The organism is Pelagerythrobacter sp. Soil_C_18 (assembly GCF_057657235.1).
This window is the reverse complement of record NZ_JBDGIU010000001.1, coordinates 1,010,214-1,034,616: the sequence shown is the minus strand read 5'-3', so window position 1 is coordinate 1,034,616 and position 24,403 is coordinate 1,010,214. Positions and strand designations below refer to the sequence as shown.

Here is a 24,403-nt window from a genome sequence, read left to right as displayed (position 1 = left end):
AAAATGTCACAATTCCGCGCCAAGGTGGGCGAAGCTGTTAAATCATTCGCGTGGGCATACTTTCTGCGCTATGGTTGGCGTTTGGCAGGTGGGGATCCAGCGCTTTTCGCGTGGTTGGCCACCGACGTGACCTTGCCGGGGCCCGTCCGTCCGGTAGGCATGGGAGAGTTCGGGGGCGGTGCGAAGGTACGTGTTGAACTATGGGTTACGATAGAGGCCGCCGGGGTCGCGGACGCGACAAGCGCGATGGTTTCGGTGAAGACGGGTTCGATCCTTTCGGTGGACCTGGTGGAGAGTTCGGACAGGGCGGTTTCGGCGGCGACCGGTTCGGCGGCGGTGACCGCTTCGGTGGCGGTGGCGGTGGCGATCGTTTCGGCGGTGGCGGCGGAGGCGGCGGTGGCCGTTTCGGCGGCGACCGTGGCGGACCGCGCGGCGGCGGAAGCGGCGGTGGCGGTGCCGGAGGCGGCGGTTTCAGCCGCATGCCGGCGCAGGTCGTCGGCACCGGCAAGGGCACGGTCAAGTTCTTCAATGGACAGAAGGGTTTCGGCTTCATCCAGCAGGAAGGCGGCGGTGAGGACGTGTTCGTCCATATCAGCGCAGTCGAGCGCGCCGGCCTCGAAGGTCTCGGCGAGGGGCAGGAACTCGAATTCAACCTGGTCGATCGCGGCGGCAAGATTTCGGCGCAAGATCTGCAGATCGTCGGCGACGTCGTGCCGGTGCAGGCGCGCAGCGGTGACCGCGAGGATCGCGGCGGCGATCGCAGCGGCGGCGCCCCGCAGCGCGAACTGACCGGAGAGAAGGCGACCGGTACGGTTAAGTTCTTCAACGCAATGAAGGGCTTCGGCTTTCTCGTTCGCGATGATGGGCAGCCCGACGCGTTCGTCCACATCAGCGCAGTTGAGCGTTCCGGGCTGACCGCCATCAACGAGGGCGAGCGCTACGAGTTCGATCTCGAGGTTGACCGACGAGGCAAGCACTCGGCAGTCAACCTGGTGCCCGTCCAGGGCTGACGTGCCCGCTTCCCGTCCGGTGTTTGACCGGGCGACGGCGAAAATCTAGACGGTGCGAATGGCGGCTCTCCGGGGCCGCCATTTGTCGTTTCCCGATCCCGATTCGAAGGATTCTGCCGATGTCGATCACCCCGCTCATGCCCGTCTATCCGCGCTGCGGTGTGCGCCCGGTGCGTGGCGATCACTGCCATCTGATCGACGAGGACGGCACGCGCTATCTCGATTTCGCGAGCGGCATCGCGGTCAACTTGCTCGGCCATAGCCACGAAGGTCTGATCGGCGCCATCCAGCGCCAGGCCGCGACGCTGATGCACGTCTCCAACCTCTATGGCAGCCCGCAGGGTGAGGCGCTGGCGCAGCGGCTGGTGGACAAGACCTTCGCCGACACGGTGTTCTTCACCAACTCGGGCGCGGAAGCGGTCGAATGCGCGATCAAGACCGCACGGGCCTACCATCAGGCGGCAGGCAACGAAAACCGTCACGAACTGATCACCTTCACCAGCGCCTTCCACGGGCGGACGATGGCGACCATCAGCGCCTCCAATCAGGAGAAGATGCACAAGGGCTTCATGCCCCTGCTCGGCGGGTTCAGATACGTCGAATTCGACGATCTCGAGGGCGCGAAAGCGGCGATCGGTCCTGACACCGCCGGCTTCCTGGTCGAGCCGATCCAGGGCGAGGGGGGCATTCGCCCTGCCTCGGACGCGTTCATGAAGGGGCTGCGAGCCCTGGCCGACGAGCACGACCTGATGCTGGTACTCGACGAGGTCCAGTGCGGCGTCGCGCGCACGGGCAAGTTCTACGCGCACGAGCATTACGGGATCGAGCCCGACATCCTCGCCTCGGCCAAGGGGCTTGGCGGCGGCTTCCCGTTTGGTGCCTGTCTCGCGACCGAGAAGGCCGCGCGCGGTATGGGCTTCGGCACGCATGGTTCCACTTACGGCGGCAATCCGCTGGCGATGGCGGCGGGCATGGCGGTGATGGACGCGGTCGCGAACGACGAATTCCTCGCCGAAGTCACCGAGAAGGGCGAGCGCATCCGCGCCCGGCTTGAGCAGTTCATCGGCAACTATCCCGACTTGTTCGAGCTCGTGCGCGGCAAGGGGCTGATGCTCGGCCTCAAGATGAAGGTCGAAAGCCGCCCGTTCTTCGTCCACCTGCGCGACAACCACCAGTTGCTGACGGTGGCCGCGGGCGACAACACCCTGCGTGTCCTGCCGCCGCTGGTAATCGGCGATGCCGAGATCGAGGAGTTCTTCGACAAGCTCTCCGCTGGCGCTGCCGACTACGTGATCCCCGAGGCCGCCTGATGGCCGTTCGCCACTTCCTCGACCTTTCCGACGCGGGGACCGACGCGCTTGCCGCGATGATCGACGACGCGCAGCAGCGCAAGGCGGCGCGCCGCGAGTGGTCCCGGGGCAAGGCGGATGCCGACGCTCCGCTCGCCGGGCATGTGTTGGCGATGGTGTTCGAGAAGAACTCGACCCGTACCCGGGTCAGCTTCGATATCGCCATGCGCCAGCTCGGCGGCTCGGCGCTGGTGCTCGATTCCGCCTCCAGCCAGCTCGGCCGCGGCGAATCTGTCGCGGACACCGCGCGCGTGCTCAGCCGCATGGCCGACGCGATCATGATCCGCACCGACGATCACGCGAAGGCGGAAGAGATGGCGCGCCATGCCAGCGTGCCGGTGATCAACGGCCTGACCGATCGGTCGCATCCGTGCCAGATCGTCGCCGATCTCCTCACCGTAATCGAACACGGCAAGCCGCTGCCCGGGCTCGAGCTCGCCTGGTTCGGCGACGGCAACAACGTGCTGCACTCGATCCTCGAGGCGGCCGGGCTGTTCAAGTTCAACGTCCGCGTCGCCACTCCGACCGGTTACGAGCCCGACGCCGAATTCGTGGAAGCGGCGCGGGCGAACGGAGCGCAGATCCTGCTGACGAACGACGCGGCCGAAGCCGCCGAGGGCGCCGACATCCTCGTCACCGACACTTGGGTGTCGATGGGGCAGGAGCATGCCGAGGCGAAGCTGGCGGCAATGGCGCCGTTCCAGGTCGACGAGGCGCTGATGGCACGTGCCAAGCCCGATGCGCGCTTCCTCCACTGCCTGCCCGCGCATGTAGGCGAGGAAGTGAGCGAGGGTGTGTTCGAAGGCCCGCAATCGGTCGTATTCGACGAGGCGGAGAACCGCATTCACGCGCAGAAGTCGGTCCTGCTCTGGTGCTTCGGAAAGCTTTGAGCGCGCCCACGCCTTATTTTCGCTGACTCTCTGCCCATATGCGCGGCATGACGGACCAGACCGAGACCTTTTCCGACAAGCTGTTGGGCTTCACAATTCCAGCGCGCAACGCGCGCGGCAAGGCAGTGCGGCTCGATCGCGCGATCGACGAGATTCTCGCGGCGCACGATTATCCGCCCGCCATCACGCACCTGCTTTCGGAAGCGCTCGTGCTCGCGACGCTGATCGGCGGGTTGCTCAAGGATGAGAGCGGCCAGTTGACCATGCAGGCGCAGACCGAAGGCGGCGTCGTGCGGTTGCTGGTGTGCGATTACCGCAACGGGCAGCTCCGCGGATATGTGGATTTCGACCGTGAGCGGTTAACCGCACTTGGCGCCAATCCCTCGCTCTTTGCACTTTTCGGGAAGGGATATCTCGCGATCACCTTCGACATGGCAGGCGGCGAGGGACGCTATCAGGGTATTGTCCCGCTCGAAGGCGAGACATTGGCCGAAGCCTGCGAGACCTACTTCGTGCAGTCGGAGCAGATTCCTACGCTGATCCGCGTCGCCGCGCGCGCCGGGGAGGACGGCTGCACTGCCGGGGGCTTGCTCGTTCAGCACCTGCCCGACGGCGAAGAGGGCCGGGAGCGGCTTCATGCGCGGATGGATCATCCCGAATGGGAGCACGTGGTCGCACTCGCCGGAAGCACACGGCACGAAGAGCTCGTCGATCCCGCGCTTTCGCTCGACGCTCTGGTGTGGCGACTGTTTCACGAGGAAGAGGAAGTGCGCGTCCAGCCCGGCGCATCGATCATGCGGGGATGCCGCTGCTCGGCCGAGCACTACGCACAGATCATCGGCCGCTTTCCTGAGGAGGACCGGGCGGACATGCGTGATGAAAGCGGAAAGATCCTGGTCGACTGCGCGTTCTGTTCGAAAGTGTTCGAAATCGAAGCCTGAACAGACTGTCGCATTCGTGCAACGACTTGCCGTCACGATCATGATACATATTTAACTATCAGGCGTGTTGTCTGGAGATCGATCAATGCTCAAGTCGTCCGTCGCTGCACTTCGGTCGGTTGCGATAGTCGCGGGGCTCGCAGCCGGCATTTCCGCCGCTGCGCAATCGCCGAGCCTGTCCATGCTCGACAGGCTCGAACCGGGGCAGTGGCAGTTGCGCTTCCGCGACGGCAGCCCGGCGCAGCAGATCTGCGTCAAGAACGGGCGTGAACTGATCCAGTTGCGCCATCAGAGCAGCAAGTGCTCGCGCTACGTGATCGAGGACGGGCGCGACGAAGTGACCGTCCAGTATACCTGCCGTGGCGCCAATTACGGGCGAACCAGCATTCGCCGGGAAACCGGCTCCCTAGCGCAAGTGGAAAGCCAGGGAATCGCCGGCGGCCTCCCGTTCCAGTTCACTGCCGAGGCGCGCCGGACCGGGACCTGCCGCTGACGCGAGCGGCGACGGTGATGCTTTCCGTTGCTCCGCCCGGGTTTTCTCCCTAGCCCGGAAAAATGGGATCGAATGCGGACAATCGGCGCGATGCGGCAGTTGTGCTGCTATCCGGCGGGCTCGACTCGATGGTATCCGCCGCCCTTGCGCGCGAGCGCGGCTTCGCCCTCCATGCCCTGACGATCGACTACGGCCAGCGTCATCGGGTGGAGATCGAGGCAGCGAGGAACATCGCGGCCATGCTCGGTTGCGTGCGGCATGTCGTCCTTCCGCTCGATCTCACAGTCTTCGGCGGTTCCGCGCTGACCGACGATATCGACGTGCCGACCGGCGGCGTGGGGGAGGACATTCCCGTCACTTACGTCCCTGCCCGCAACATCGTGTTCCTTTCGCTCACCCTGGCGTATGCCGAAGCAGCGGACGCGCGCGATATCTTCATCGGCGTCAACGCGCTCGACTATTCGGGGTATCCCGATTGCCGGCCGGAGTTCATCGCCGCGTTCGAGGAGATGGCGCGGCTCGGGACCAAGGCCGGTGTCGAAGGGCGTGCGATCGCGATCAACGCGCCGCTACAGCACATGAGCAAGGCCGGGATCGCGGCCGAGGCGCACCGGCTGGGGCTGGACACGGGGCTGAGCTGGTCATGCTACGCGCCTGGTCCGACCGGCCGCGCGTGCGGGGTATGCGACAGCTGCCGCTTGCGTCAAAAGGGGTTCGCAGAAGCGGGGTTGGAGGACGGGATCAGCTATGAACGACATCCAGACTGACGAGTCGCACGCGTCCGCCGAGGCGGAGCGGGCGCGGCAGACGGTACCGGCATATAGCTGGTACGCGCTCGGCGTTCTGGTGGTCGTCTACGTTCTCAACTTCATCGATCGCCAGATCCTTTCGATCCTCGCGAACGACATCAAGCTCGATCTGGGAGTGGAGGACGATTACCTCGGCTTCCTCTACGGCACGGCCTTCGCGGTGTTCTACGCGCTGTTCGGCATTCCGCTCGGAAGGCTTGCAGACAGCTGGAAGCGCCTGCGGCTGATGAGCCTTGGTCTGGCGCTTTGGTCGGCGATGACCGCGCTCTCGGGCTTCGCCCGCGATGCCACGACGCTGACGGTCGCGCGCATAGGCGTCGGCGTGGGGGAGGCGACCGCCAGCCCCGCCGCCTACTCGCTGATCTCGGACTGGTTTCCGGCGCGCCTGCGCGCAACGGCGCTGGCAATCTATTCCTCGGGCCTCTACCTCGGCGGCGGCGTATCGCTGCTGATCGGCGGATTGGTGGTCGAGAACTGGAACGCGGCCTATCCGGATGGCGGGCCGCTGGGGCTCGTCGGCTGGCAGGCCGCCTTTCTTGCGGTCGGCATTCCCGGCCTGCTGCTCGCGCTCTGGATCCTGACGCTGCGCGAGCCGATCCGCGGTGCGATGGACGGATTGCCGACGCCGGAAGATCCGCACCCGTTCCGCGGGTTCCTGGAGGAGCTGGTCCAGGTGATCCCGCCGTTCACTCTGATCGGCGCGGCGATGCGGGGATACGGCGCCTTGGCTGCCAATATCGTTGGCGCGATCTTCTTCGCAGGTCTCGTGGTGCTGCTCTCGTCGCTCGTACCGGCGACCTCGGCGCTGGTCCCCGGCGTGTCCGACCAATGGTTGTTTCTCGGCGTCGGCTACTACGCGGTGTTCAGTTGGACGATGTCGCTCAAGTCGCGCGATCTGCCGACGTTTCGGCTCACCTGGGGGTCGCCTGCGTTCCTCGCGGTGGTGCTCGGCTACGGGACGGTCGCCTTCGTCGCCTATTCCGCGGCCTACTGGGGCGCGCCATATGCGGAACGTGCGCTGGGCGCAGACAAGAGCGACCTCGGCTGGTTCCTCGGTGCGCCATCGGCGGTGGCCGGTTTTCTCGGCGTGATCGGCGGAGGCCGAGTGGCGGACTTCCTGCTCGAACGTCGCCCGACGGGCCGCGTCTGGGTGATCATGTTCGGGCTCTTATCCTCGGTGCCGCCGCTCGTGCTGGCCTACAACACCTCGAGCCTTACGATCTTCTACATTGCCAGCTTCTTCGCACAGATGACTTCGGCCTCGGCGCTCGGGGCCGCGGCAGCGAGCAGCCAGGCGCTCGTCCTGCCGCGCATGCGCGGGCTGGCCACGGCGATCTTCTTCCTTTCGACCACGCTGATCGGGCTGGGCATCGGACCCTTCATGGCCGGTTACGTGTCCGCGATCAGCGGAGACGACCTGACCCTGGGAATCATGTCCACGCTGGTGGCCGTTCCGCTCGGCTTCGTGCTGCTGCTTGCGGCGCTCAAGCTCGTGCCTGCTGCGGGCGCGACCGTCGTCGAACGCGCACGCGCAGCAGGCGAAGAGTTGCGCTAGACCGCGTCAGGTGCGTTCAAGCACCCCGCAAGCGAGGCGCGAGCCGGCGTTGCCGGTGGGATCGGTGCGGTAGTCGTCCGCATCCGCGTGCACGACAACAGCAGTGCCGTCGGCATCGAACAGCGAATCGATCACGCTCTGGTCTTCGCTGCCGAGATCGGCCGTGGTCGACGCGGTGCCGTCGGCAGCGACGACGAGGTTCGGGAGGTCGCCCAGATGGCTCCCGGCCGGGTTCTCGTGACCATGCTCCTTGCCGGCGGGATTGAGATGGCCGCCTGCCGAGGTGAAGTCGGGGGGCGTGCATTCACCCGTCGTGTGAAGATGGAAGCCGTGGGTCCCTTCCGGGATTCCCGTCACCGCGACCCTGAGCGAAAGATTGCCGCCATTGGTCAGCAGTTCGACCGTTCCGGCAGGCGTTCCGTCGGCGAGCGCAAGCGAGGCCGATCCGACCGTCTCGCTCGAGGGGGTCTGGGTCGCTCCGTTCTCGTTCGAAGGAGTCTCGCTTGAGGCGCCGTCTTCCGCGGTGTCCGAAGCGGGAGAACATGCGGCCAGGGCGGCCACGGCAGTCAGGGCGATGGGAAGAGATAGGCGAATCATGAAAGGCTCCTGTCTTGCGAAGACCCTCGCCTTAACAAAAAAGGGGCCGGATTGCTCCGGCCCCTTCCTTGAAATCGTCGCTTTCGCGAGACTTACATGCCCGAACCCGGACCGTAGGTGATTTCCACCCGGCGGTTCTGGAGTTCGCGCACGCCGTCGGCGGTCGGAACGCGCGGCTGCGATTCGCCGAACGCTTCGCTCGAAATCCGCGCGTCGGGAATGCCCCGGCCGCCGAGGTACGAACGGACCGACGCGTTACGACGCTCGGCCAGACCCATGTTGTAGGTCTGGGTACCCGACCGGTCGGTGTGACCGGCGAGCATGACCGAAGCCGTGCCGCAGCTGGTGTAGGCCGACACCGCGTTGTCGAGAATGGTCGCTGCCTCGGGCGTGATGTCCGACTTGTCCCATTCGAAGAACACGATGTACGGGCCCTGGTTGCACACCGGCGGAGGCGGCGGCGGAGGCGGCGGAGGCGGCGGAGGCGGCGGCGGAGGCGGCGGAGGCGGCGGGGGCGGCGGAGCCGCGGGTTCGCCACCGAAGTTGAACGTCAGCGTGCCGAGGATCGAGTGCGACCGGAACCGCGTATCGACATCACCACCGTCCGCGTCGACAAGGCTGACATCGTCAGCGTTGAAGAAGCGGTACCGCAGACCCACGTCGATGCTGTCGGTCAGCGGTGCGCGAATGCCGGCGAGAGCCTGCCACGCGAAACCAGTGTCCGAATCATCGATTACGTCGATGCCGCCGATCGTTGCGTCGAGGCTGGTGCGCGCAACACCGGCACCGGCACCGACAAAGCCTTGCAGGCCATCGTCTTCGCCGAAGTCGGCCAGCGCGTTCAGCATGAACGCGAGGGCGCTGGCGTCGCCGCCGGCGCCGAACTGATCACCTTCGGTGGTCAGCGTGTCGATCGACGCGGAGCGATAGCTGGCGTCGGCTTCGAGGCGGAAGCCACCGAAGTCGTAGCCGACCACACCACCGAAGTCGTAGCCTTTGTCCATGTCAGCGCCGGCGGTGTCGATGACATCGCCGTCGGCATCGACGATGTCGAAGTCGAGATCTTCGACGATCATCGGGCCACCTTGGCCTTCGATGTACCACTGGCCGTCACGTGCGAGGGCCGGCGATGCAAGGGCCGTAGAGGCCATCGCCAATCCAATGACGAGTTTCCGCATTATATAATTCCCCTTTTCAGCGAAATAGAGCCACCGTGTGCTCTGTTTTCTAACTTTTCCCCAAGAGGGAGGCAAGCGGCCAATATCCCGAAACTGTTGCAATAATGCCTCGCTTTGGGATGCTTCGGCCGAAATCTTGAACGAAAATGACCCTCCTGTGCCACCCCGAACGCGCGACCCCCGTTTGGGTTCCTCATTCGGTGCGAGGTAAAATCCCTGTGAGGCGGAGAGTTTCGATAAGATTATCAATCGCGGCGCGCGCTTCGGCATCGATCGTGGTCCCTCCGACGGGGCTTTCCGGCTCGTCCGCCCGCAGCCATCCTAATCACAAAAATGATGCCGCTGATCACCCGCCAGTCACCGATCCGGGGAACTCCGCGCGACCTGCGCCCAAGGAGCACGGGTCGCAAAGACGATCTACAACCGTTTTATCCGCTGGAGCCGGTTGCGCGTGTTCAACAAGGTCTTCGCCTGCTGGTAGCAAGGGTGGCAGTCCCGACCGGCTGATGATCGGCGCGACGCACCTGAGGGTTCATCGCAGCGTCGCCAGTCTTTAAAAACGGCGCTGTTCCCCAATGTATCGGGCGCACCAAAGGCGGATTGAACTCAAGCGGCATGCCGTGTGGGACGGCCACGGGCCGTCGCTGATCATGTTGCAGTGAAGGGCTGATGATCGATGCCTTTCGGAAAGCCAGATGATTGTTTGGCGACAAAGGCTATCACGCCGACTGGCTTCGCGACCCCCTGGCCGCTCGCGGCATTCACCACCTGCATCCCGTCCAAGGCCAACCGCAAGCCAAAGATCCCGCACGACACCGGTACTCTGTCGCCAGCGCCACAGGATCGAGAATATGTTCGGCCTCAAGGACTGGCGCCGCATCCACACCCGCTACAATCGATGTGTCCGCATCTTCATGGCGGCGATCTCCATCGCCGCAACCGTCATCTTCTGGCTTTAATCAATGAGCCCTGAGCCTAGTTGGATAGATCGGTGCGGCGCTGCCCAGCGCCGGCCGCTCAGCAAGCGTATGGGTGGAAACACAGTTCGATCGTGCCGCAGCCCCGCTCCGTGCGGACGAACAGCTCCGCATCGCCGCCTAGACGCATCATCGCAGCACCTCGGTCACGCCGAGGCGAACGGCAATGCCGATCAGCACCAGTGCCAGCATCCCGCGCATCAGCCAAGCCAGGGCAGCACGCCCCACGCTCGCTTTGGCGTCACGCCAAGCTTGGAGCAGCTCGCGCAGCTCGTCGAGGTCATCGCGCGCATCAGGATCGGCGAGGCCGGTGCGCTGCAGCGCGTGGTCGGCACCGAGATCGGTCGCTTCCTCGACGATCGCGCGCAGCGTCACAAGTTTACAGCCGCCCTCCTTCGCCTCGGCCATCAGCCGGGCGATCATGTCCGTTCTGTCCATTTCGCTTACTCCACTTCAAGGATCGCGCGCTCTCGCTCGCCGGAGGAACTCGGCGGCGCCCCGCCATGACCATCCATCCGAACCAGTCGCCGGGCGGCGGCAATTGCCCGATATGCGCCCAGAGCAGCCAGTGCCTGCCGAGCGAGCAGCGCTGGCGATGGGTCATCGCCTCCAGCAGGGCGCGCCGCTCGCCGCAGGGCAGGTCCAGCAGCCAGTCGCGCCGTGCCGTTCCGCCGCGCGTCATCGGCCGCGCTCCGGCCCCGCGCGGTTAGCGCCGCTGCGCTTGCGCATCCGGTCGATCATCGCGTCGATCGAATCGAGCACCGCCCCTTCGTCTTCCTCCTCCTCGAAGGCGCGCGTTTCGGTCACCGTCTTGCGATGCGCGGCGAGCAGCCGGATCGCATTGGCGACGTCCAGCTTGCGGTCGGGATCGTTGCCGCGCAGATGGGCGAGCACTTCCATTTCGAGATGCTCGTATCCCTCGCACAGCGCCTGGCGCCAGTCGGCGGCGAATCCCGGGTGCTCGCGGCGCGTCTTGTAGACGCGGCTGAGCGAGGCCCCGGCCTTCTCCGCCGATCGGGTCACGTTGGAGGTGGCGGCGAGCTCCTGCAGAAAATAGGTCCGCCAGTGCTTGTCGAGGGCGCCTTCGCCATCCTGCGCCTTCTGTGCAGGCGTGATCTTCACCCGCTTGCGCGGGGTGTTCGTACCGCATTCGGCCATGGTGTCGCTCCCGGTTCAATCTGCGCGACGGTCCGAAACGCAATCGGGCGGCGCCGGAAATCCGGCACCGCCCGTTTCGAATCACACTATCGCGATGTTCCTCTTCTCTAACCAAACACCGTCACGATGTCAAGAGAAAAGTACCAAATAGGTTAGATCAATCGCCATTGCGCTGCTCCTGCGGCTCGCCTAAGCGCCGCGGACCCCGCGAGGAACGAAGGGCTCAGGCGTGCTGCGCAAACTCTACGAATGGACGATGGAGAAGGCCTCCCACCCGCATGCCGAGGGGTGGCTGGCCCTGATCAGCTTCGTCGAGTCGAGCTTCTTCCCGATTCCGCCGCACCCGCTGCTCGGCCTGATGTGCCTGGCAGAGCCGAAGAAGGCGATTCGCTTCGCCGTGATCTGCACGGTCGCTTCGGTTCTGGGCGGGCTGTTCGGCTATGCGATCGGGTACTTCCTCTACGACACCGTCGGTACCGCGCTGCTTTCCGCGATCGGGCTGGCCGAGGAATTCCCGGTTGCCGCCTGCCACTTGCGCGAGCGCGACTGGGAAGTGATCTTCCTTGCCGGCAGCACGCCGGTGCCGTTCAAGCTGCTGACGATCACCGCCGGCTTCATCGAGATGGCGCTGGTGCCGTTCATCCTCGCCAGCATCGCCGGCCGCGCGCTGATCTTCCTGACGGTCGGCGTGCTGTTCCGCCTGTTTGGCGCCCCGATCAAGCGGGTGATCGACGAATACCTGATCACGGTCACCACCGCGTTCGCGGTGCTCGTGGTCGGCGGCTTCCTCGCGCTGTCGTACCTCTCGGGCGGCGACGAGGCGGCGCAGGACAAGTGCGCCGCCGCGGCGATCGAGGCGGTATAGGGATCATAGCCCTCTCCCCTTCAGGGGAGAGGGTTGGGAGAGGGGGAGTCCCGGGATGGTACCGTCTCCCGCCTCCCCTCTCAACTCCGGCTAGCTCGCTGCGCTCGCAAGCCTGCGTATCTCTCCCCTGAAGGGGAGAGAGGGCGCCTGCCTAGCCCTCGAACGTCGTCTCCAGGGTGATTTCCGCCTTGAGCAGCTTCGAGATCGGGCAATTCGCCTTCGCCTCGGCCGCCAGCTTCTCGAACTCCTCGCGCCCGATCCCCTCGACCCGGCCGGTCAGCGTCAGGTCGGAACGGGTGACCGTGAAGCCCTCGCCTTCCTTCTCCAGCGTCACCTTGGCCTCGGTCTCGAGCGTGCCCTGCTCGTGCCCGGCGCGCGCGAGCGCGAAGCTCAACGCCATGGTGAAGCAGCTCGCATGCGCGGCGGCGATCAGTTCCTCGGGATTGGTCCCCGGCGCGCCTTCGAAGCGGGTGGCGAAGCCGTATGGCTGATCCTTCAGTGCGCCCGAGCCGGTCGAGACGCTGCCCTTGCCGCTCTTGCCGAGCCCTTCGTAACGCGCGCTGCCTGTGTTGGTGGTCTTCATCGCTTCCGTTCTCCTTCACAATCGAGACGGCTGACGGGCGTCAGCGTTCCGCGCTTTCGCGCCAGTCCTGCCAGTACGACGCCAGCTCGCCCGGAACGGATCGTGCGAACGCGGCGTCGAGCGGATAGTGCGGCATCGCCTGTGCGACCGCATCGAGCACCGCGTTGCCTTGCGCCCGATCCTTGCGCCGCTTGAGCGGGTTGCGCTCGGCCTGATCAGCGAGCCACAGCTTGTGCAGGGCGAACCAGCGGGGGTCGGGCACCACCAGTCGGGCGGCGCTCCAGTCACGGCATGGAACGACCTGATTGACCGGGCGCCCGAGCAGCAGCCATTCCTGAGAAGGCAGTGAGATCGGGCGGGGTCGCTCGCGCGGGGCGAGCGTTTCGGCGCGCGATGGCGCGACCAGCAGATCGACTTCGTAGGTCGCGGCGTTCCGCGCCTGGCAATGTCGCTCGCTATTGACCGTGAAGGTCGGATCGACCGCCTTGAGCGCCGCCCATAGTCCCGCCTCCTCGGCTTGCTCTTCGGCGACCCACGCAAGATCGAAGTCTTCGGTCTCGTCGGGCGCATCTGCAATCGCGCCACCGGCCTCGATAGCGTAGGCCGGGAGGCAATTCGTCCCGATGACGAGCAAGGTTCCGTCGAGCAGCCGACGCCGGTCGAGCTCGCGCAGCAGTTCGCCCGCGGCGCTCGACAGCATCGGAAGGTGCAGGGGGCGTGCCATGCGCCCGGTCTCTTCGACCAGCCCGCTGGCTTTCGTCAGGCGGTGCTGCAGGTCCGACTTGGTGGCGCGATAATCGGCGAGCCGTCGTTCCAGTTCGGGCGACATCCGGCCGAGGCTCTTGCCGTTGTTCGACCTGTCGATTGCCTCGTAGAGATATTCGTACTTGCCGACTCGTTTGCGCACGAGATTGTAAGGCAGCCGGGAGAGACTGCGCTGCGCCTCGATCATCGCCTCGTAGCGTGGGCGCAGGTTGATCAACGCTCGCGCCTGCTCGTCGCTGAAGGGGCTTACGCGGTCTTCCATGAGCAACAATTTATCCTGCATTCCTGAAAAACACAAGAATGCAGGATAAATTGTTTCATTTCAGTAATCTAAACAATACCCACTGCTTTGCCCGCGCGCTCGAACATGCCGAGGATCGTCTCGACTTCCTCCTCCGAATGCTCGGCGCAGAGCGAGCAGCGGAGCAGGGTCATGTTGGCCGGGGTCGCCGGCGGGCGGGCGAGGTTGACGTAGAGGCCTTCCTTGAGCAGCGCCTCCCACATCGCGGCGCCGCGTTCGAGGTCGGGCATGATCACCGCGACGATCGCGCTCTGCGGTTCCTCGGTCCCGAGCTGGAAGCCGAGGTCCTTGAGGCCGCCGTGCAGCCGCTTGGAATTCTCCCACAGGTGCGCGCGCTTGTTCGATCCCTGCATCAGCTTGCGGATGCTCGTCGCCGCGGTCGCGACCACGCTGGGCGGCAGGCTGGCGGTGAAGACGTAGGGGCGGCAGACCAGCCGCAGGATCTCGAACTTCGGGTGGTTGGAGACGCAGAAGCCGCCGACCGTGCCGACGCTCTTGGAGAATGTCCCGATGATGAAGTCGACGTCGTCGATCACCCCCGCCTGCTCGCACACCCCGCGGCCGTGCTCGCCGATGAAGCCCATCGAGTGCGCCTCGTCCACCAGCACCATCGCGCCGTACTTCCTGGCGACCGCCACCATTTCCTTGAGCGGCGCGATGTCGCCGAGCATCGAATAGACGCCCTCCAGCACGACCAGCTTGCCCGCACCCTCGGGAATGCGGCGCAGGCGCTTTTCCATCGCCTCGATATCGTTGTGCTTGAACGGAACCACTTCCGCCTTGCCCATCGCGCACCCGTCCCAGATGCTCGCATGGCTGTCGATGTCGAGGACGATGTAGTCGCCCTTGCCGGCGATCGTGGAGATGATTCCGAGGTTGGCCTGGTAGCCGGTCGAGAACACCATGGCGTGGTCCATGGCGTAGAACTCGCGCAGCGCGTCCTCGCACTCCTTGTGGCCCTGGTAGGTGCCGTTGAGAACCCGGCTGCCAGTCGTGCCCGAACCGAAATCGTCGAGCGCCTGCTTGCCCGCTTCGACCACGTCGGGGTCGAAGGTCATGCCCATGTAGTTGTAGGTGCCGAGCAGGATCGTGTCGCGCCCGTTGCAAATCGCGCGGGTGGGGGAGATGACTTTCTCCATCACCAGGCTGAAGGGATCTTCCTGCCCGCTGGCGAGCAGGCCTTCGCGCATGGCGATGAAGTCGTCGAACTTGCTGAACAGGTCGCGCGACTCGCCGGCTTCCAGCACTTCGGGCTTGTCCGGCTGCGAAATACCCTCGCTCACCGGTCGGCCTGCAGCTTGTGCACCGCATCGACCAACTGCCCGTAGGTCTCGATCTCGGCCTGCTGGTTCATGGAGATGATCACGTCGAACTCGTCCTCGATCGCGGCGACGAAATCCATCACCGTCAGGCTGTCGAACTCAAGGTCGCCGGCGAACGTCGTCGCCTCGGTGATCTCGACGCCTTTCTTGTTAAACGGCTCGATCAGGCGGCGGATGGTCTGGTCGGTTTCGGCGCGGTCCATGTGCGGTGTTCCAATCTTGCAACTGCGGGCGGGCGCGTGCCCGTCATGTCAAAGCGGCGGCAAAGCGGGTCCTGCCCCCGCTTGTCAAGCGGGCACCAGCCGGCGCACCGCCGCCATGAACGGTCCGATCGAGACCGGCTTCGCGAGATAGTCGGCCGCGCCGGCATCGCGGATCCGGTCCTCGTCGCCCTTGCCGGCATAGGCGGTCACGGCCAGCACCGGCACGTCGGCCAGCCCCCGCTCGCGTTTGAGCGCGGTGATCAGGTCGACCCCGGAGACATTGGGGAGCTGAATGTCCATCAGCACCAGATCGGGCGCAAAGGCGCGCGCGGCGTCGAGCACGAACTCGCCGTCGGCGACCGGCTCGACCTCGAAACCGTTCGCACGCAGGACGTCGCAGAACAGTTTCCGGTTGAGGTCGTTGTCCTCGACAACCAGCACTCTCTTTGCCACAGGCTCGCTCACGTTGGGCATGCTCCCTTGCTGCCCTACACGCCTTATGACCCCCGGAGGACGCTGACAATTATTCGCGAGACCCGAACGAACGATCACGCTCCGGGCGAACCCGAGTCGCTGGCGCTCGCCGCGCTCGGCTGGGTGCTGCAGGACGACGACCGGGCGCAGCGCCTGCTCTCGCTGACCGGGCTCACGCCCGAGATCCTGCGCGAGCGGCTGACCGACCGCAGCGTGCTCGCCGCCGTTCTCGAATTTCTCGCCAACCATGAACCCGACCTCGTCCTCGCGGCCGACGCGCTGAACGTTGCGCCCGAGGTGCTGATCGAGGCGCACAGGAGCCTTTTGCAATGAGCCGCCCGCTGATCATCTCCGACTGCGACGAAGTGCTGCTGCACATGGTGGCGCACTTCCGCGACTGGCTGGGCGAGAGCGAGGGGGTCGATTTCACCATCGGCAGCAACAGCTTCGCCGAAGCCATGCGCTGGCGCGAGAGCGGCGAGCGCGTGGGGGAGCGCGACATGTGGCGCCTGCTGGGTCGCTTCTTCGACACCGAGATGGACCGCCAGCTTCCGATCGAGGGCGCTGTCGCGGGGGTCACGGCGCTGACCGAGCATGCCGACGTGGTGATCCTGACCAACCTGAACGACGAACGGCAGGAGCGCCGCGCGCGCCAGCTCGCCGATCACGGGATTGCGGCGCGGGTCTTCACCAACCAGGGGCCCAAGGGGCCGGCGCTCAAGGCGATCGTCGAGGAATATGCGCCCAGCCGCGCGATCTTCATCGACGACCTGCCGCAGCACCACCACTCGGCCGCCGAGACTGTGCCGGAGGTCGTTCGTCTGCACCTCTGCGGCGAGCCGCAACTCGCGCCGCACATCGACTGCGCGCACCGCGCCGGCCACGCCCATGCCCGCATCGACACCTGGGGCGAGGCGCTGCCGTGGCTGATGGACCAATTGAATCTGGAAACACAGGATAGGGAACACGCATGAGCATCGAAGCGAAACTTGCCGAACTGGGGATCACGCTGCCGGAGGCCGCGGCGCCGGTCGCGAGCTATGTTCCGGTGGTCGTCGCTGGCGGTCTGGCCCATGTCTCGGGCCAGTTGCCGTTCGTTGACGGCAAGCTGGTGACCGGGCGGCTGGGCGAGGATGTCGCGCTCGAGCAGGGCGCCGAGGCAGCGCGCGCCTGCGGGCTGATGGTCCTCGCGCAGCTCAAGGCCGCGCTCGGCTCGCTCGACCGGGTCGAGCGGATCGTCAAGCTCGGCGCCTTCGTCAATTCGGCGGGCGATTTCACCGACCAGCCCAAGGTCGCGAACGGCGTGTCGGACCTGATGCTGGAAGTGTTTGGCGACGCCGGCCGCCATGCGCGCGCGGCCGTCGGCGTTCCGGCGCTCCCGCTCGGCGCCGCGGTCGAGGTGGATGCGGTCGTCGCAGTGAGGGACTGAGCTGAACCCGATCGACGCATGGCGGGCGCCGGCCCCTGATCCCCGGCGGGTCGAATGGCTCGCCCAGTGGACTTATGCCCATCGCGGGCTCCATTCGCCTGGCGTGCCCGAGAACTCGCCTTCGGCCTTTGCCGAGGCGATGGCGCGGGGGCTCGGGATCGAGTGCGACGTCCAGCGCACCGGCGACGGGCGCGCGGCGGTGTTCCACGATTGGGAGCTCGACCGGCTGACCGATGAGCGCGGCCCCTTGATCCGCCGCCCCTTGACGGAGATCGAACGGATCGCGCTCTCGGGCAGCAGCGACCGCGTCCCGTCGCTCGAGCGCATGCTGGCGCAAGTCGGGGGCAGGGTGCCCGTGCTGATCGAGCTCAAGTCCAAGCGCGAACGGCGGGTCGCGCCGCTGTGCCTCGCCGTGCGCCGCGCGCTCGACGGCTACCGCGGCCTGCATGCGGTGATGAGCTTCGACCCGCGAGTGTCGCGTTGGTTTTCGATCCATTCGCCACGCACGGTGCGCGGGCTGGTCGTGACCGAGGAGGACGACAGGGGCCTCGCCGGCCTCTGGCGGCGCCACGCCGCGCTGTGGCACGCGCGGCCCGATTTCCTCGCCTACGACGTGCGCGACCTGCCGAGCCGCTTCCCTGAAGGCCAGCGCAAGCGTGGGCTGCCGGTCCTGACTTGGACCGTTCGTAGTGCCGAGTTGAGGGAGCGCGCCGCTCTCCATGCCGATGCGCCCATTGCCGAGGGAGAAGGATTGGCGTGAGTGACGGCGAGCCGCGCGTGCGCACCGCCGAATCGGTCGGCTCGCTGCCGCGCGCCGAATGGGACGCGCTCGCCGGCACGGACAATCCGTTCGTCTCCTACGACTTCCTCACCGCGCTCGAGGAGTCGGGCAGCGTCGGGCCGGAAGCGGGCTGGCTGCCGCTGCCGATCGTGGTCGAGCGCGGGCCGGACCACCGGCTTGCCGCGGCCATGCCGGCTTACGTCAAGTCGCACAGCCAGGGCGAATACGTGTTCGATCACGCCTGGGCCGACGCTTACGAGCGGGCGGGCGGCGCCTACTATCCCAAGCTGCAGATCGCGGTCCCGTTCACGCCCGCCACTGGGCCACGGCTGCTGGCCGCCACGCCGGGCGACGCGGAAGTTCTCCTGCGCGCGGCCGAATGGGTCTGCGGCCATTTCAAGCTCTCCTCTGCTCACGCGACCTTCATCGAGCCGGCGCAGCGCACATTGTTCGAGCGGGCAGGCTGGATGCTGCGCAGCGACCTCCAGTTCCACTGGGAAAACCGCGGCTACGCCAGCTTCGACGATTTTCTCGCTGCGCTCAGCTCGCGCAAGCGCAAGGCGATCCGCAAGGAACGCGCCGCCGCGCAGGAGGGGCTGGAGATCCGCCACCTGTCCGGCGACGCGATCCGGCCCGAGCATTGGGACGCGTTCTGGGAATTCTACCAGGATACCGGCGCGCGCAAGTGGGGCCACCCCTACCTGACGCGCGAGGCCTTCACCCTGCTCGGCGAGCGGATGGCGGACCGCATCCTGCTGGTCTTCGCTTACGAGGACGGCGTGCCGATCGCCGGCGCGCTCAACGTGATCGGCGGGACGACGCTGTTCGGGCGCTACTGGGGCTGCACCGCCGAGCGACGCTTTCTCCATTTCGAGCTGTGCTACTACCAGGCGATCGACGCCGCGATCGAGCGCGGGCTCGCGAGGGTCGAGGCCGGTGCGCAGGGCGGACACAAGCTCATGCGCGGCTACGAGCCGGTCGAGACATGGTCGGCGCACTGGATCGCCGATCCGGGTTTCCGCGAAGCGGTCGCCGATTTCCTCGAGCGCGAGCGCGAAGGCGTATCGCTCGACCGCTCGTCCATGGCCGAGCGGACACCGTTCCGAAAAGGTTAGGGACCCTAGGCGACCTTGCGCTCGCTGGTGCTGAGCCAATTGCGCGCGCGGCGCTGCGCCTCGGCGATCTCGCGGGCGGTCATTTCCTCGGAAACCTCGGCGCGGCAGCCGGCGGCTGCCTCGTGCCCGCCCAGCGCGGCGAGATTGAACCACTTGTGCGCTTCGACCAGGTCGCACGGCGCGCCGTGGCTGCCGGTCGAGAAAGCGACGCCGAGATCGAAATAGGCGGCCGGGTCGCCGTGCGCCGCCGCAGCCAGGCAGCGCGCGACCAGCATCTCGGCAGCAGCACCGTCGATGGGCAGCGCCATGCCGCCTTCAATCGGAATCAGTTCCATTGTCAATTCCCCCCAAAAAATCCGGCGATCCCCATCGCCTATGACGCCGACTTTCGAGACTCATGGTCAACAAACCGTTAACGCAGGGACGGGATCTTGCCGGGGCGGGCGCGGCCGTTCGGGCTGGCTTAATTTTCACGAGGGTAGCGCGCGGCATCGATTGTCGCTTGTGCGTGCTTTTGCCCCCGCCTATAGGCGCGCCCAACGCGAAGGTCCGGGTCGCCGGAATGTACCGAACGGCCTGAAACAAGCGCCGGCTGCGGCCGGCAGGGGTTGAGAGGCAACTATGGCGTCCGCGATGTCCAGCGACATCGAAGTTCTCGAAAAGGCCCGAAAATCGATCGCGGCGGACTACGTGCCGCGCGAAGACGAGCCTTACATGAGCGAGCAGCAGGTCAACTTCTTCCGCAAGCTCCTCCTCGAATGGAAACGGTCGATCCTCGACGCCTCGTCGGCGACGCTGCAGTCTCTGCAGGACGGCCCGATCCGGGAACCCGATCTCAATGACCGCGCCTCGAGCGAGGCGGACTGGGGTATCGAGCTGCGCACCCGCGACCGGCAGCGCAAGCTGATCGCCAAGATCGACGCCGCGCTGCGCCGGATCGATGGCGGCGAATACGGCTACTGCGAGGTGACGGGCGATCCGATCGGCATTCGCCGCCTGATCGCGCGGCCGGTTGCGACGATGACGGTCGAGGCCCAGGAAGCGCACGAGCGGCGCGAGAAGATCTCGCGCGACGACTGATCGCGCGCCGGCTTCGGCCGGCGGGCAAACAGGCTTAAAGCTTCCTTAGCCAATCGCGTCTAAGCCGATTCGGACCCGCGGGTCGCTCGGCGGCGCGGAATTTTTGGACCGAGGAAAAGGGCAGGAAACCGCGAATGTCCGGCGTCGACACCAGACACATCCCACGCGACAGCCTGTTTCTGCTGGCATCGCTTCGCCTTGCCGGCGACGCGGCGGAGCACCGGGTCAAGGTCCGTAATCTTTCCGCCGGCGGCATGATGGCCGAAGGCGACGTGCGGGTGGAGCGGGGCGCGCGGCTGTCGGTCGACCTGCGCAATATCGGCTGGGTCGACGGTTCGGTGGCCTGGGTCCAGGACAAGCGCTTCGGCATCGCCTTCTCGGATGAAATCGATGCCAGCCGTGTGCGCGCGCAGGTCGGTTCACCCGACGCGGGCACCCCGCGCTTTACCAAGCCCGCTTCGATCATGCCGCTGCACGGTGCGGTCGATCCGTCGCGCCTGCGCAAGCTCTGATCCAGGTTCTTCGCGGCTGACCTCGCCCGGTTTGCTTGCTAGGCCATTGCGGAGATGAGATTCCGCACTTTGGCCCTGTCCCTCTTCGCGCCTCTCGCGCTCGCCGGCTGCGGCGGCGCGGGCGACGACGATCTGGTCGACGTCGTCTTCATCGGCCAGCCGGAAGAGCTGGAGGAGGACGGGCTGCGCCTCTCCCCCGCCGGGCAGCACTTGCGCGCCGCGACTGCGGAAGGGCTCGTGTCGCTCGACGCCAGCGGCAACGTCGTGCCCGCGGTCGCCGAGCGCTGGATCGTCACCGACGACGGCCTCAGCTACATCTTCCGCTTGCGCAATTCGGACTGGGCGGACGGCACCTCAATCGAATCGGAGGACGTTCGCGCCGAACTGAGGCGGACGATCGCGCGGCTCAGCGGCACCTCGCTTGGGCTCGATCTCGCCAAGATCCGGGAAGTGCGGGCAATGACCGGGCGGGTGATCGAGATCCGCCTGTGGAGCCCGATGCCCGACTTGCTGCAAGTGCTCGCCCAGCCCGAACTCGGGCTGCGCCGCAACGGGCGGGGCACCGGGCCGATGGCCGTCAACCGGACCGACGAGGCGTGGATCCTGCAGCCGCGGCCGCCCGAATCGCGCGGCCTGCCGGCCGATCCCGAATGGCGCCAGCGCATCCGGCAGCTGCGCCTGCGTGCGCTGCCGGCGGAGCAGGCGATCGCGGCGTTCGAATCGCGTGGGGCCGACTTGGTGCTCAACGGCCGGCTCGCCGATCTCCCGCTGGCCGACGTCGGCGCGCTCTCGCGCGGGACCGTTCGGCTCGACGCGGCGCTCGGCCTATTCGGCCTGCGCGTCCATTCGCGCGAGGGCCTGCTGGCTGACGCCGCCCGGCGCGAGGCTGTGGCGATGGCGATCGACCGCGAGACGCTGCTCCAGCCGTTCAACATCGGCGGGTGGATTCCCACCACCCGGATCGTTGCGCCGGGCCTGCCTGACGACATCGGCACGATCGACGAGCGCTGGACCGACCTCACGCTGGAGGAACGCCGCGCCCAGGCTGCGCAGCGCGTCGCCGCATGGCTGGGCGAGGATGAGGAACGCTCCGCCCGTGTCACCATTGCGCTGCCGGACGGTCCGGGCTCGGGCCTGCTGTTCCGCGAGCTGGCGGCGGACCTGTCCGCCGTCGGTATCCGCCTGGAGCGGGTCGAGGATGCCGGCGAGGCCGATCTCACGCTGGTCGACCGGGTCGCCCGCTACGGCAGCGCGCGCTGGTTTCTCAACCAGTTCAACTGCGCGCTCGACACCGGCCTCTGCGTGCCCGAGGCCGATGCGCGCGTCGCGGAAGCGCGGTCGCAAGCTGACCCGATGGTCCGCGCTGCGCTGTTCGCCGAGGCCGAGGCCGAGCTTGCCGCGAGCAACGTCTACATCCCGATCGGCGCGCCGATCCGCTGGTCGCTGGTCCGCGGGGGGATCGAGGGGTTTCAGGAAAACCGCTGGAACGTCCATCCCTTGCTCCCGCTCGCGCTCCGGCCCATCTAGGGCTGCAAGGAGAACCGCATGGACGAGCGCCAGAAACCCCGGGCAATGGGCGTCGAACTGCCTCTCGGCAATGATCCGCAGTCGGTCCGCAAGCGGATCGAGGCGATGGAGATGCTGCTCGAGCGCAGCTTCCGCATTCCCGGGATCAACTATCCGGTCGGGCTCGACGCGATCGCCGGGCTCGTCCCCATCGTGGGCGACGTGGTGACTGCGGCCATGGGCGCCTACATCGTGTGGGAAGCGCGCAATCTCGGCATGCCCAAGTGGAAGCTGTGGCGGATGGCGGGCAATGTCGCGTTCGACACGGCCGTCGGCGCGATCCCCATTGCGGGCGACGCCTTCGATCTCCTGTTCCGCTCCAACACGCGCAATCTGAAGATCGTCCGCAAGCATCTCGACAAGCATCATCCGGCGACGCGCGTGATCGAGGGATAGTTTCACTCGCAATCGCTTCGCGCTAGGGACGTCGCATGGCCCGTGACGTCACCTATTCATCCTATCTCGATCTCGACCGCATCCTGGCGGCGCAGCACCCGGTCTCGGGCGCACACGACGAGATGCTGTTCATCATCGTCCATCAGGCGAGTGAGCTGTGGCTCAAGCTCTGCCTGCACGAGCTTCAGTCCGCTCGCGATCACATCGCCGCCGACACGCTGCGCCCCGCGTTCAAGATGCTCGCCCGCGTCGCTCGCGCGCAGGGGCAGCTGATCCAGAGCTGGGACGTGCTCTCCACAATGACGCCGCACGACTATTCGACCGTGCGGCCCTATCTCGGCAGTTCGAGCGGGTTCCAGTCGGCGCAGTATCGGCTGATGGAATTCCTCCTCGGTGGCCGCAACCCGGACATGGTGACGATCCACGAGGCGACGCCGGACGTCGCCGATGCACTGCGGGCCGAGCTTGCCCGCCCGAGCCTCTATGCCGAGGCGATCCGCCTGCTCGCCCGGCGCGGATTCGCGATTCCCGACGACGTGCTCGAACGGGACCAAGACGGCCCATGGCGGCACTCATCCGAGGTCGAGGCGGCCTGGGCCGAAATCTATCGCGACCCCTCGGCACACTGGGATCTTTACGAACTCGCCGAGAAGCTGGTCGATCTCGAATACCACTTCCAGCGCTGGCGCTTCGGCCATCTGAAGACGGTCGAGCGCATCATCGGCTTCAAGCGGGGCACCGGGGGCACGCCCGGCGTGCCGTATCTCGAAGGCGTGCTGAAGCAGGCGTTCTTCCCCGAGCTGCTCAGCGTCCGGACGGCGATCTGATGCTGGACGAAGCCCGCGCCCTCGACGCCGCCGATCCGCTGCGCGAATATCGCGCGCGGTTCGATCTTGCGGCGGGGGTGATCTACCTCGACGGCAACTCGCTCGGCGCGCTGCCGACAGCCACTGCCGACCGGATGGCAGAGGTAATCCGCGGCGAATGGGGCGATGGGCTGATCCGGAGCTGGAACAGCGCGGACTGGATCGCGATGCCCCAGCGGGTAGGCGGCAAGATCGCCCCGCTGATCGGCGCCGCGCCGGACGAGGTGATCGCCTGCGACAGCACTTCGGTGAACCTGTTCAAGCTGATCGCGGCCGCGCTCCGCATGCGGCCCGGGCGCAAGGTCGTGCTGTCCGAACCGGGCAATTTCCCGACCGACCTCTACATGATCGCCGGGCTCGAAGCGCAGGGCCTCGCCGAACGCTGCCTCGCGCCGCGCGAGCGGATTGCCGAGGCGCTGGGCGACGACGTCGCGCTGCTGCTGCTGACCCATGTCCACTACAAGACCGGCGCGGTCTTCGACATGGCCGCGCTCACCCGCGCCGCGCACGAGGCCGGCGCGCTTGTCCTGTGGGACCTGTCGCACAGCGCGGGCGCGATCCCGGTCGAGCTCGACCGCTGCGAGGCGGACTTCGCGGTCGGCTGCGGCTATAAATACCTCAACGGCGGGCCCGGCGCCCCAGCCTTCGCCTATGCCGCACACCGGCACCATGAAGCGCTGGAGCAACCCCTGACCGGGTGGATGGGTCACGCCGCGCCCTTCGCCTTCGCCGACGACTACGCGCCGGGCGCCGGCATGAACCGTCTGCTCGCCGGCACCCCGCCGATCCTCGGCCTCGCTGCGCTGGAAACCGGCGTGGAGCTGATCGCGGAGATCGGCGTCGAGCGCCTCGCCGCGAAGTCGCGTGCGCTGTCCGAGTTCTTCCGCACCTGCCTCGACCGGTCGGGCGTCGACCTCGACCTTGTCAGCCCAACGGACCCCACGCAGCGCGGCAGCCAGCTCTCCTTCCGTCACCCGGAAGCCTACGCGATCTGCCAGGCCCTGATCGCCCGCGGTGTGATCGGCGACTTCCGCGACCCCGACATCCTGCGCTTAGGCTTCGCGCCCGCTTACGTGTCGTTTGAGGACGTGGCGGAGGCGGCGCGGCATCTGGCGGACGTGCTCGAGAGCGGCGAATGGCAGCGGGACGAATTTCGCGAGAGGGCGCCGGTTACCTGACTGTTGGCCA

General features: G+C 66.6%; 29 protein-coding genes. 19 read left to right on the top strand and 10 right to left on the bottom strand.

The annotated features are described in order from the left end of the window. Positions 1-200 precede the first annotated feature (200 nt). From AC3A5N_RS04805 to AC3A5N_RS04775, 7 genes are all read left to right on the top strand, one after another. A complete protein-coding gene (locus AC3A5N_RS04805; RefSeq protein WP_487736156.1) occupies positions 201-1,010 on the top strand; it encodes a cold-shock protein in 810 nt (269 codons plus the stop codon). Positions 1,011-1,129: 119 nt separating this feature from the next. Then, a complete protein-coding gene (locus AC3A5N_RS04800) occupies positions 1,130-2,320 on the top strand; it encodes an acetylornithine transaminase (RefSeq protein ID WP_487736155.1) in 1,191 nt (396 codons plus the stop codon). Next, positions 2,320-3,249 (top strand): ornithine carbamoyltransferase, encoded by a 930-nt coding sequence (gene argF, locus AC3A5N_RS04795; RefSeq protein WP_487736154.1) that lies wholly within the window; start codon positions 2,320-2,322, stop codon positions 3,247-3,249. The genes AC3A5N_RS04800 and argF overlap by 1 nt, the downstream gene beginning before the upstream one ends. Before the next feature lie 47 nt (positions 3,250-3,296). Further along, a complete protein-coding gene (gene hslO / locus AC3A5N_RS04790) occupies positions 3,297-4,190 on the top strand; it encodes an Hsp33 family molecular chaperone HslO (RefSeq protein ID WP_487736153.1) in 894 nt (297 codons plus the stop codon). 85 nt (positions 4,191-4,275) lie between these two features. After that, entirely contained in the window at positions 4,276-4,683 is a 408-nt protein-coding gene (locus AC3A5N_RS04785; protein ID WP_487736152.1) for a DUF3617 domain-containing protein, read from the top strand. 62 nt (positions 4,684-4,745) lie between these two features. Then, positions 4,746-5,450, top strand: a complete 705-nt coding sequence (queC, locus tag AC3A5N_RS04780) for a 7-cyano-7-deazaguanine synthase QueC (protein WP_487736151.1) — start codon at positions 4,746-4,748, stop codon at positions 5,448-5,450. Continuing rightward, on the top strand, positions 5,431-7,047 hold the full coding sequence (locus tag AC3A5N_RS04775; RefSeq protein ID WP_487736150.1) for an MFS transporter: 1,617 nt from the start codon (positions 5,431-5,433) through the stop codon (positions 7,045-7,047). Before queC ends, AC3A5N_RS04775 begins: the two co-directional genes overlap by 20 nt. 6 nt (positions 7,048-7,053) lie before the next feature. On the opposite strand, the gene AC3A5N_RS04770 is transcribed toward AC3A5N_RS04775, so the two are convergent. The 4 genes from AC3A5N_RS04770 to AC3A5N_RS04755 form a co-directional block, all read right to left on the bottom strand. Continuing rightward, the gene (locus tag AC3A5N_RS04770) at positions 7,054-7,644 is read right to left on the bottom strand and encodes a superoxide dismutase family protein (protein WP_487736149.1); all 591 of its coding nucleotides are present in this window, start codon (positions 7,642-7,644) and stop codon (positions 7,054-7,056) included. Positions 7,645-7,736: 92 nt separating this feature from the next. Further along, positions 7,737-8,822, bottom strand: coding sequence for an OmpA family protein (locus AC3A5N_RS04765; protein ID WP_487736148.1), 1,086 nt, complete (start codon positions 8,820-8,822; stop codon positions 7,737-7,739). A gap of 1,106 nt (positions 8,823-9,928) precedes the next feature. Then, the gene (locus AC3A5N_RS04760) at positions 9,929-10,237 is read right to left on the bottom strand and encodes a DUF6127 family protein (RefSeq protein WP_487736147.1); all 309 of its coding nucleotides are present in this window, start codon (positions 10,235-10,237) and stop codon (positions 9,929-9,931) included. 240 nt (positions 10,238-10,477) lie between these two features. Further along, positions 10,478-10,957, bottom strand: a complete 480-nt coding sequence (locus AC3A5N_RS04755) for a hypothetical protein (RefSeq protein WP_487736146.1) — start codon at positions 10,955-10,957, stop codon at positions 10,478-10,480. Between the two features lie 229 nt (positions 10,958-11,186). Here AC3A5N_RS04755 and AC3A5N_RS04750 point away from each other — a divergent pair, with 229 nt between their 5' ends. Further along, positions 11,187-11,822, top strand: coding sequence for a YqaA family protein (locus tag AC3A5N_RS04750; RefSeq protein ID WP_487736145.1), 636 nt, complete (start codon positions 11,187-11,189; stop codon positions 11,820-11,822). Positions 11,823-11,973: 151 nt separating this feature from the next. Here the strand turns inward: AC3A5N_RS04750 and AC3A5N_RS04745 are convergent, their stop codons facing one another. The 5 genes from AC3A5N_RS04745 to AC3A5N_RS04725 all read right to left on the bottom strand — a co-directional run bounded on the left by AC3A5N_RS04745 (position 11,974) and on the right by AC3A5N_RS04725 (position 15,449). After that, a complete protein-coding gene (locus AC3A5N_RS04745) occupies positions 11,974-12,405 on the bottom strand; it encodes an OsmC family protein (RefSeq protein ID WP_487736144.1) in 432 nt (143 codons plus the stop codon). A gap of 40 nt (positions 12,406-12,445) precedes the next feature. Continuing rightward, positions 12,446-13,432: a GSU2403 family nucleotidyltransferase fold protein gene (locus tag AC3A5N_RS04740; RefSeq protein WP_487736143.1), complete on the bottom strand. Its 987-nt coding sequence runs from the start codon at positions 13,430-13,432 to the stop codon at positions 12,446-12,448. Positions 13,433-13,500: 68 nt separating this feature from the next. Continuing rightward, positions 13,501-14,754, bottom strand: coding sequence for a serine palmitoyltransferase (gene spt / locus AC3A5N_RS04735; RefSeq protein WP_487736142.1), 1,254 nt, complete (start codon positions 14,752-14,754; stop codon positions 13,501-13,503). Continuing rightward, positions 14,751-14,996 carry an acyl carrier protein gene (locus tag AC3A5N_RS04730; RefSeq protein WP_487736141.1) on the bottom strand — a complete coding sequence of 82 codons (246 nt, stop codon included), beginning with the start codon at positions 14,994-14,996 and terminating at the stop codon, positions 14,751-14,753. The genes spt and AC3A5N_RS04730 overlap by 4 nt, the downstream gene beginning before the upstream one ends. An 84-nt stretch (positions 14,997-15,080) precedes the next feature. Continuing rightward, positions 15,081-15,449 (bottom strand): response regulator, encoded by a 369-nt coding sequence (locus AC3A5N_RS04725; RefSeq protein WP_487736322.1) that lies wholly within the window; start codon positions 15,447-15,449, stop codon positions 15,081-15,083. A 27-nt stretch (positions 15,450-15,476) separates the two neighbouring features. Between AC3A5N_RS04725 and AC3A5N_RS04720 the strand changes: the two genes are divergently transcribed. The 5 genes from AC3A5N_RS04720 to AC3A5N_RS04700 are packed head-to-tail and all read left to right on the top strand — an operon-like array spanning position 15,477 to position 18,795. Continuing rightward, on the top strand, positions 15,477-15,803 hold the full coding sequence (locus AC3A5N_RS04720; RefSeq protein ID WP_487736140.1) for a DUF3572 domain-containing protein: 327 nt from the start codon (positions 15,477-15,479) through the stop codon (positions 15,801-15,803). Next, positions 15,800-16,444, top strand: coding sequence for an HAD family hydrolase (locus AC3A5N_RS04715; protein ID WP_487736139.1), 645 nt, complete (start codon positions 15,800-15,802; stop codon positions 16,442-16,444). Before AC3A5N_RS04720 ends, AC3A5N_RS04715 begins: the two co-directional genes overlap by 4 nt. Then, positions 16,441-16,899 (top strand): RidA family protein, encoded by a 459-nt coding sequence (locus AC3A5N_RS04710; RefSeq protein ID WP_487736138.1) that lies wholly within the window; start codon positions 16,441-16,443, stop codon positions 16,897-16,899. Before AC3A5N_RS04715 ends, AC3A5N_RS04710 begins: the two co-directional genes overlap by 4 nt. 1 nt (position 16,900) lies before the next feature. After that, on the top strand, positions 16,901-17,659 hold the full coding sequence (locus tag AC3A5N_RS04705; protein WP_487736321.1) for a glycerophosphodiester phosphodiesterase family protein: 759 nt from the start codon (positions 16,901-16,903) through the stop codon (positions 17,657-17,659). Continuing rightward, complete coding sequence (locus AC3A5N_RS04700; protein ID WP_487736137.1) at positions 17,656-18,795, top strand: GNAT family N-acetyltransferase; 1,140 nt, start codon at positions 17,656-17,658, stop codon at positions 18,793-18,795. The genes AC3A5N_RS04705 and AC3A5N_RS04700 overlap by 4 nt, the downstream gene beginning before the upstream one ends. Before the next feature lie 5 nt (positions 18,796-18,800). On the opposite strand, the gene AC3A5N_RS04695 is transcribed toward AC3A5N_RS04700, so the two are convergent. Next, positions 18,801-19,130, bottom strand: coding sequence for an SEL1-like repeat protein (locus AC3A5N_RS04695; RefSeq protein ID WP_487736136.1), 330 nt, complete (start codon positions 19,128-19,130; stop codon positions 18,801-18,803). Positions 19,131-19,416: 286 nt separating this feature from the next. Here AC3A5N_RS04695 and dksA point away from each other — a divergent pair, with 286 nt between their 5' ends. From dksA to kynU, 6 genes are all read left to right on the top strand, one after another. Further along, a complete protein-coding gene (dksA, locus tag AC3A5N_RS04690; protein ID WP_487736135.1) occupies positions 19,417-19,875 on the top strand; it encodes an RNA polymerase-binding protein DksA in 459 nt (152 codons plus the stop codon). 134 nt (positions 19,876-20,009) lie between these two features. Continuing rightward, the gene (locus AC3A5N_RS04685; protein ID WP_487736134.1) at positions 20,010-20,387 is read left to right on the top strand and encodes a PilZ domain-containing protein; all 378 of its coding nucleotides are present in this window, start codon (positions 20,010-20,012) and stop codon (positions 20,385-20,387) included. Between the two features lie 69 nt (positions 20,388-20,456). After that, complete coding sequence (locus tag AC3A5N_RS04680; protein WP_487736133.1) at positions 20,457-21,914, top strand: ABC transporter substrate-binding protein; 1,458 nt, start codon at positions 20,457-20,459, stop codon at positions 21,912-21,914. Between the two features lie 18 nt (positions 21,915-21,932). Beyond that, positions 21,933-22,349, top strand: coding sequence for a DUF4112 domain-containing protein (locus tag AC3A5N_RS04675; RefSeq protein ID WP_487736132.1), 417 nt, complete (start codon positions 21,933-21,935; stop codon positions 22,347-22,349). Between the two features lie 35 nt (positions 22,350-22,384). After that, positions 22,385-23,176, top strand: coding sequence for a tryptophan 2,3-dioxygenase (locus AC3A5N_RS04670; protein WP_487736131.1), 792 nt, complete (start codon positions 22,385-22,387; stop codon positions 23,174-23,176). Next, complete coding sequence (gene kynU, locus AC3A5N_RS04665; RefSeq protein WP_487736130.1) at positions 23,176-24,393, top strand: kynureninase; 1,218 nt, start codon at positions 23,176-23,178, stop codon at positions 24,391-24,393. The genes AC3A5N_RS04670 and kynU overlap by 1 nt, the downstream gene beginning before the upstream one ends. Positions 24,394-24,403: the final 10 nt, after the last annotated feature.